Raw genomic sequence first — 8,047 nt, forward strand, 5'->3', positions numbered from 1 at the left:
ACGCTGGACAGCCCGCAGCTGCGCGTCGCCATCGATCTCTACCGCTCGATGGTCAAGAAGGATCTGGTACCGGCAGGCGCACAGACCGACACCGGCGCCAATTTCTTTGCCGCCTTCGCCGCCGGCAATATCGGCATCTCGCCGTCCGGCGCCTTTGCCATCGGCGCGCTCAACACCCAGTATCCCGACATCGATTACGGCGTCACCTTCCTGCCGGGCAAGGACAGCGGCTGGTCGTCCTTTGCGGGCGGCGACAATTTCGTCGTCACCAAGGGCACCACGAAACTGCCCGTGGTGAAGGAGTTCCTCGACTTCGCCTATTCGCTCGAGGGCCAGACCATCCTTGCCAAATACGGAAGCCTGCCGGTGCGCGGCGACATCGCCAAGGACGCGTTGAAGGATCTCGATCCGCGCTACCAGATCGCCGCCGAAGCCATGGCCAAGGGCAAGACGCCCTATTCGGTGGTGTTCAACGACCTGATCAACTCCGCCAACGGCCCGTGGACGCAGATGATCAACGAGGTCTTCTTCGGCGACGATGTCGATGGCGCGATAGCCAATGCGCAGGAAACGATGCAGTCGATCATCGACCAGGCGCCGCAGAAGTAGCGGACGCCTGCCGGCCGCCCGCCTGTCTCCCTGGGCGGGTGGCCGGATACCGCATCGCCAACGGCAGGGCTATCGCGTTGAGAAAAGACCCCCTCATCCGGCCGCTTCGCGGCCACCTTCTCCCCGCTGGGGAGAAGAGGCTGGCACCATCCCCGGCAACCTCCTCTCCCCTCAGGGAGAGGTCGGATTGCCCCGAATTGCTCTCTTCAATTGGGTTGGCAATCCGGGTGAGGGGGTTCTTTGCCAATGTCCCAATAGCATCGAGCGCGCAGCCATGACCGTCATCACCGCAGCAACCCCTGCCCCGCCCCGCGCCCGCAAGGTCGCCAGCCGCCACCAATGGATCGGCCTGCTCTATGTCGCGCCGGCTGTCGCGCTGGTCGTCGTCTTTTTCCTGATCCCGCTCGGCATGACGGCGTGGATGTCGCTGCACAACTGGCCCCTGATGGGCGAGCACAGCTTTATCGGCCTCGGCAACTATGTCGCCATCCTGCGCGACACCCGGTTCTGGAACGCGCTGCGCTTCACCGCCTACTACACCGTGATCGTCACCATCGCGATCTTCGTGGTGGCGTTTCCGCTGGCGCTGTTCGTCGAGCGGCCGCGGCCGCTGACCAATCTTTACCGGACGATGTTCTTCATGCCGGCGGTTGTCGGCTTTGCCTCGGCCAGCCTGCTCTGGTCATGGCTGTTGAACGTCGATTCCGGCCTGTTCAGCCCGGCCGCCTACGACCTTGGCCTGATCGACAGGAAGTTCAACCTTTTGGCCACCTTCCAGCCGGCCTTCTGGTCGATCATCGCCATGGTCGTCTGGAAGGTCGCCGGCTTCACCATGATCATTCTGATGGCCGGCCTGCAATCGATCCCGCAGGATCTGCAGGAGGCGGCCGTCATCGACGGCGCCGATCCGTTCGCCAGGTTCAGGGCGATCACTTTGCCGCTGATGCGCCGCACGCTGGCGCTGGCCCTGATCCTGTCGGTCGCCGGCTCGATCCTCGCCTTCGACCAGTTCTACATCATCCTGCGCGGCGGCCCACGCAACCAGACGCTGACGGCGGTCTACTGGATCTTCAACCAGTCCTTCGTGTCGTTCAAGCTCGGCTACGGCGCGGCTTTGTCGATGGTGCTGCTGGTGATCCTGGTGGCGCTCAGCCTCGTCCAGCTGTGGCTGCTGCGCAAGCCGGAGGGGCTCGACTGATGGCGCAGGCCGCTTCCCGCAACCGCCGGCTCTTGAGCCGCATCGGCGAGCATTCGACCGGCATCGTCGCCTCGGTGCTGTTTGCCGCGCCGATCGTGTGGGCGGTGCTGTCGGCGTTCAAGCCAGCGGCCGAAGCGCGCCTGCCGCCGCTGCCGCCCTGGCCGACATCAGGCTTCTCGCTGGAGAACTACGCCACGCTCAACAGCTTCGGCGACGGGCTCTGGGTCTCGGCCCAAAACAGCATCTATGTCTCGGTGATGACCGTGGTGCTGTCGGTCGCCGTCAGCGTGCTGGCCGGCTATGGCTTTTCGCGGTTCCGGTTTCCGTTCAAGGACCTGTTCTTCATCCTCATCCTGTCGACGATCATGATCCCGTTCCAGTCGATCCTGACGCCGATCTTCCTGGTGCTGACCAAGCTTGGCCTGCACAACACGCTGACCGGCCTGGTCGGCGTTTATGTGACGCTGCAACTGCCGTTTTCGATCTTCATGATGCGCAACGCCTTCGACGCAGTGCCGCGCGAGATCGAGGAAGCCGCCCGCATGGACGGCGCCGGCAATCTCACCATGCTTTGGAAGGTGATGCTGCCGCTGGTCTGGCCGGGCGTCGTCACCATCGCCCTGTTTGCCTTCCTCGGCGCCTGGAACGAATTCCTCGCCGCCCTCGTGCTGATGACCGACCAATCCAAATTCACGCTGCCAGTGATGATGACCGCACTGCAGTCGGGCCGCTTCGGCGCCATCGACTGGGGCGCGGTGCAGGCGGGCGTCACCGTGATGATGGTGCCGTGCCTCATCCTGTTCCTGGCGCTGCAGCGCTTCTACATCCGCGGCCTGATGGCCGGGGCCGTCAAATAGAATGGAGTAAATTCATGACCGCATCGCCATCCGCAAAAACCGGGAAACCGAAGCTCGCCTTCCGCCCGCTGCCGGTGCCGCAGGTCGACGTGCACGGCTTCTGGGGCGATCGCGCCGACGCTGTCGCCGCCCGCACCGCCGATATCCTTTACGAGCGCTGCGTGGAGGCCCGCATGCTGGAGCAGATCGATCCGGACCGTCCCTCGCCCGGCATAGTCATCCCCTTCCACTCGCCCTCTCCCGACGAAGCCGACCGCCAGGGCGCGGAATTCACCGGATCGACGGTGACCACGCAGATGTTCTGGGATTCCGATCTCGGCAAGACGATCGAGACCGCGGCCTATTCGCTGTACCGGCGCAAGAATCCCGAACTGGAGAAGAAGATCGACGCCGTCATCGACATGTATGGCAGGCTGCAGCAGGAGGACGGCTATCTCTCCAGCTGGTACCAACGCATCCAGCCCGGCAAGCGCTGGACCAATCTGCGCGACTGCCACGAGCTCTATTGCGCCGGCCATCTGATCGAGGGCGCGGTCGCCTACTACCAGGCGACGGGAAAACGCAAGCTGCTCGATATCATGTGCCGCTATGCCGACCACATCGCGTCGGTACTCGGCCCGGAGCCCGGCAAGAAGAAGGGCTATTGCGGCCACGAGGAGATCGAGCTGGCGCTGGTCAAGCTGGCACGGGTGACCGGCGAGCGGAAATATATGGAGTTGGCCAGATACTTCATCGACCAGCGCGGTCAGCAGCCGCATTATTTCGACGAGGAGGCCCGCGCCCGCGGCGCCGACCCGAAGGCCTATCATTTCAAGACCTATGAATACAGCCAGTCGCATATCCCGGTGCGAGAACAGAACAAGGTCGTCGGCCATGCTGTCAGGGCGATGTACCTCTATTCCGGCATGGCCGATATCGCGACCGAATATGGCGATGATACGCTGCGAGCAGCACTCGACCTTCTGTGGGACGATCTCACCACCAAGAGTCTCTACATCACTGGCGGACTGGGGCCGTCGGCGCACAATGAGGGCTTCACCAGCGACTACGACCTGCCCAACGAAAGCGCCTATGCCGAGACCTGTGCGGCGGTCGGCTTGGTGTTCTGGGCCAGCCGCATGCTCGGCATGGGGCCGAACGCGCGCTACGCCGACATGATGGAACGCGCCCTCTACAACGGTTCGATCTCGGGCCTGTCGCTCGACGGCTCGCTGTTTTTCTACGAGAATCCATTGGAAAGCCGGGGCAAGCACAACAGGTGGAAGTGGCACCGCTGCCCGTGCTGCCCGCCCAATATCGGGCGCATGGTCGCCTCGATCGGCAGCTATTTCTACAGCCTGGCCCACGATGCGCTGGCCGTCCACCTCTATGGCGACTCGACCGGGCGCTTCGATATATCGGGCGTCCCGGTGAGCCTGACGCAGGTCAGCAGCTATCCCTGGGACGGCGCCGTCGACATCATGCTCGAACCGCGGGCGCCGGTCGAGTTCACTTTGCACCTGCGCATTCCCGCCTGGAGCGCCAGTGCCGGGTTGAAGATAAACGGCGAAGCCATCAGGCTGGCGGATATCACCAGCGACGGCTACGCCGCGATCAAGCGGACATGGAAAAAGGGCGACAATGTCCGGCTCGATCTCGAAATGCCGATCGAGCGGCTTTATGCCAACCCGCAGGTGCGCCAGGATGCTGGCCGCGTCGCGCTGTCACGCGGCCCGCTGATCTATTGCGTCGAGGCATCAGACAATGACAGCCAGCCGCATCGCCTGACGCTGCCGCGGACGGCCACCATCGAAGCGCAGCACCGGCCGGAACTTCTCGGCGGCGTGGTGACGCTGTCGACCGCGGCACTTGCCGATGTCTCCGACGGCTGGCAGGACGGGCTCTACAGGCCCGAGCCGCCGGCCACCGCCGAGACGCGACTGACCGCCATTCCCTATTTCGCCTGGGACAACCGCGAGCCCGGCGAGATGCTGGTATGGCTCAGGGACGGCTGAACGAGGTCGGTGTATCGGCGATGACCGATCCAAGCTCAGCCGCGGTCGATGCCGCGGTTTCGGGCTTTTGGTCCATATAGCGCAGACGCAGGCGCAGGAATGGCGCCTCGACGCAGGTATAGCTGAGATAGCCGATCGGGATCGTCGCCACGAAGCACAATGCGGACCAGAGGCATGCGACGTAGAAATTGCTGATGCTCATGACATTCGTGTCTATGAACGCTGCCAATTGCATGACGAAGAACAGGTGCAGAAGATAGATCGAATAGCTGTAGGCCCCAGCCTTCTCCAGTACCCTGAACGGCGGGCTTGTTCGCTTTCTCGAAAAGCTCGTGTCGTAGTAGGCGATGCCGAATGAATAGGCTGCCGCCTCCAGGGTCGGCAGGATGATCCATATCCAATGAGGCGACGGATAGCGGCCCAGTTGGTAAAATCCGCCGGCTGCATCGAACCACCAGAAGAACCCCGAAAAAGCCATGAGAACGGCCAGCGCCAGCCAGTGTTGGTTCTTCGCGTGGGCACGCAGGTGAAAGGCAAGAATGCCGGCCAGGAACTGATCCGCATGGCCTATGATGGTTGCGGACGCCGCCGACTGCACTTCGCCGATCTGCACATACAGGACGGACCTCAGCACAATGGCTGCCGCGATGAACAGCAAGGGCGCGAACACAAACCGCCTGGATACCATCAGCAAGAACGGCAGCAACAGGTAGAAGTGCGCTTCGATCGTTATCGACCAGCCGCCATTCGGGAGGGTGGGAAAAAGAAACCCCAATCCGACGCCCGTGAAATACCCGTCGAGGGACTGGCCGGCCACGTACCTGCGGCAGGCCTCGATGCATAGCACGACCAGGAGAAGCGGAAGCAGCCTGAGGGCCCTGTTGGCAAAGAAGGGCAGATAGTTGATCTGCTTTCCATCGAGCAGCTTGGCGAACAGGTAGCCGGAAAGCGCCATGAACAGGGAAACGCCAGTATGCCCTTCATCCAGAACGCTGAAGATAGGAAGAGCCGGCACGAAATCATAAGGCACGGGGCCTTCAGGAGAAGCATGAAGGAAATGCCAGGTAAAGACAAGAAAGGCCGCCAGGCCACGAACATGATCCAGCGCTGGGTAGTGCTCTCCGGTCGAGGATTTCATGATTGGTCCACGCGCACCGTGTCCTGCGCCGGTGTTCAGGTCATCGTTGGCCCAGAACTGTTTTCAATTCATTAAACCTTCACTGCGGAGACTTACGAAATCAGAGATTTGCTTCGCAAGGTGCTGTGGCCTGCAAGCATCCGGAGCCAAACACGACTGAAGCGTGCCGCGTCTGAGCGGATCACTTCTGGGCGGATCACTTCTGGGCGACGGTCAGCCCGATCTCTTCCGCCACCAGTTCCTGCAGCCGCCACAGATTGCGGTCGCGGATGCCGCAGGCTTCGAGGTGGCGGATCGTCTCGAATAGATATTGCGCGCCCGAGCCCCAATGACCGACGGCTGTCACCAGCGTCGCCGCGATCGCCTGCTTGTCGAGCTTGCCGGCATAACGCGGATTGGCGGGATCGACGACGAAACCAATCGCGCGACATGGGCCGCCTTCGGTCCTGACCTGCAGCCAGCGCGGCACGTTGACGGCGGGCAGGATGGTCATTTCGCGGCGCAGCAGCGCTTCGAGGTTGGCCGCCACCGGTTCCGCGATCTCGAACACCATGCCCTGGCACTGGCCGCCGCGATCGAGCGCCATCATCAAGCCGGGCTGCTCGACCGTGCCGCGAAAACGCTGCACCGTGAAGCAGAACGAACGATGCCAGCCGCTGGCCACCGCGCGTTCTCCGCCCCTCACCTCGCCGGCGGGCTTCCACAGCAGCGAGCCATAGGCAAATAGTTTCAGCGGCCCGGCCGGAGCGCCGGCCAGCACCTCGTCGCGGATACGCGCATAGTCGGCATCGGTCATGTGAACCATGCCCGGCGTCGGCCCGGCATCCTCGACAGCACGCATAGTGCGCGCGACCAACGCCTCGGTCAGCGCCATCGGCGTGTTGCGCGGCACGGACTTGCGCGGCGATATGGCAGAAATCGGCTGGTTCATTTCATACCCTCTACCGTCGCCGTCATGTTGCCGAAGGCAGAGGGATTCTCAAGGGTCCATGTGACCGGCGCAAAATTCAACGGCCGATGCCGGGCGGGTGACCCTCCCGCCCGGCATCCAATCATTCTAGTGCTTGGTGCTCTTGCCGCCGATGGGGATGCGCCTCATCTTGTTCTGTGCCTTCTCGGATTTCGGCAAGGTGACGAACAGCACGCCGTTGCGGAAATCGGCAGCGACCTTGTCTTCTTCGACTTCGAAGCCGATCGGAATGCGACGTTCGAAGCGGCCGTAGAATCGCTCGGAGAACTGACGTTCCTTGTCGTCGGTTTCGGCGTGTTTTTCACCGCGCAACGTCAGGACGCCGTCATCGAGCAACACCTCGATGTCCTTTTCCTCCATGCCGGGTATCTCGGCGGTCACGCGGATTTCCTTGTCCGTTTCCGAGATTTCCACGCTAGGCCAGCCACCGCCCGCTGAAGAGAGCCTGCCCAAGGATGGAAGACGTGAACCGAAACCGCGGAACATGTCGTCAACAAGGCGGTTCATCTCGCGATGCAGGCTCATGAATGGGTCCTGATCGCGGTCGCCTGAGAGGGTCTGAACCTGGTTTGGATCGCGACCCCATGGCATCAGATCACGAATGGTCATTGCATTTGCTCCTTTCTTGATCCTGTCTATCGTTCGTTTGCATGCTCTGGTTGCCATGCTCGGACGATGCGCGTCTGCGCCATTGGCGCTCCGGTCCCGTTGGAAACGCCTGGATCAGTGGCGGGGGCTCGCGCACCTGAGCCTGCCCGAAGGCCACCGCCCCTGACCCGCGCGGCGCCCGTGAAGCCGGCGCCTCGTCGGCACTGGTGCGGAGGATTTTGGACTCCGTCGCGGGTGGGTCAAGACCTCGTAATGTAATGTGATTGGTGCATGCAGGTGCCTGCGTCACCGGTGCTGTCCACATCAGTCGTGCCCTTCGATCGGCACTTCGCGAAACAGTGGTCAACCGCCAGCTTGGTGTCTGCTGGACCGGAGCCGCCTCGGCCTCAACGCGCGGCTGGTCGGCTGGATCGGCGGTCTCGAGGACAGGGAACAATGCCGCTGGCAGGCCGTTCTGTTCCTTGCCGGAGGATGCCATGAACGACGCGTCGGCAAAGCCCGCTGGCCCCGTCCTTTCATCGGCGGAGCGCGTCAACACGCTGTCGCATTTTCACCGCGCCGAGATCGCTCGCATGGCGGGATGGCGCGACCGGCTGGACAGGACAACCAACTGGGCAATCACGGTGGTGGCGGCGCTGCTTTCGGTATCGCTGTCGACGGCCAGTGCGCATC

General features: G+C 62.7%; 8 protein-coding genes. 5 read left to right on the top strand and 3 right to left on the bottom strand.

Annotation, left to right across the window (positions count from 1 at the left end; all coding sequences use genetic code 11):
* The 4 genes from EN994_RS09860 to EN994_RS09875 form a co-directional block, all read left to right on the top strand.
* Positions 1 to 609, top strand: a 609-nt coding sequence (locus tag EN994_RS09860) for an extracellular solute-binding protein (RefSeq protein ID WP_127307506.1), incomplete at its 5' end; no start/stop codon positions are given.
* A gap of 274 nt (positions 610 to 883) precedes the next feature.
* Positions 884 to 1,807, top strand: a complete 924-nt coding sequence (locus tag EN994_RS09865) for a sugar ABC transporter permease (RefSeq protein WP_063168669.1) — start codon at positions 884 to 886, stop codon at positions 1,805 to 1,807.
* On the top strand, positions 1,807 to 2,664 hold the full coding sequence (locus EN994_RS09870; protein ID WP_013530524.1) for a carbohydrate ABC transporter permease: 858 nt from the start codon (positions 1,807 to 1,809) through the stop codon (positions 2,662 to 2,664). Before EN994_RS09865 ends, EN994_RS09870 begins: the two co-directional genes overlap by 1 nt.
* Before the next feature lie 14 nt (positions 2,665 to 2,678).
* Positions 2,679 to 4,658 carry a glycoside hydrolase family 127 protein gene (locus tag EN994_RS09875; RefSeq protein ID WP_063168670.1) on the top strand — a complete coding sequence of 660 codons (1,980 nt, stop codon included), beginning with the start codon at positions 2,679 to 2,681 and terminating at the stop codon, positions 4,656 to 4,658.
* Here the strand turns inward: EN994_RS09875 and EN994_RS09880 are convergent.
* The 3 genes from EN994_RS09880 to EN994_RS09890 all read right to left on the bottom strand — a co-directional run bounded on the left by EN994_RS09880 (position 4,645) and on the right by EN994_RS09890 (position 7,375).
* A complete protein-coding gene (locus EN994_RS09880; RefSeq protein ID WP_063168671.1) occupies positions 4,645 to 5,796 on the bottom strand; it encodes an acyltransferase in 1,152 nt (383 codons plus the stop codon). The two genes, EN994_RS09875 and EN994_RS09880, sit on opposite strands and share 14 nt — an antisense overlap.
* Positions 5,797 to 5,992: 196 nt before the next feature.
* Complete coding sequence (locus tag EN994_RS09885) at positions 5,993 to 6,727, bottom strand: gamma-glutamylcyclotransferase (protein WP_013530521.1); 735 nt, start codon at positions 6,725 to 6,727, stop codon at positions 5,993 to 5,995.
* 126 nt (positions 6,728 to 6,853) lie between these two features.
* A complete protein-coding gene (locus tag EN994_RS09890; protein WP_013530520.1) occupies positions 6,854 to 7,375 on the bottom strand; it encodes an Hsp20/alpha crystallin family protein in 522 nt (173 codons plus the stop codon).
* A 476-nt stretch (positions 7,376 to 7,851) separates the two neighbouring features.
* Here EN994_RS09890 and EN994_RS09895 point away from each other — a divergent pair.
* Positions 7,852 to 8,047, top strand: a 196-nt coding sequence (locus EN994_RS09895) for a DUF2270 domain-containing protein (RefSeq protein ID WP_127307507.1), incomplete at its 3' end; no start/stop codon positions are given.

It is taken from the genome of Mesorhizobium sp. M7A.F.Ca.CA.002.09.1.1, from assembly GCF_003998555.1.
Taxonomy (GTDB): Bacteria; Pseudomonadota; Alphaproteobacteria; order Rhizobiales; family Rhizobiaceae; genus Mesorhizobium; species Mesorhizobium ciceri.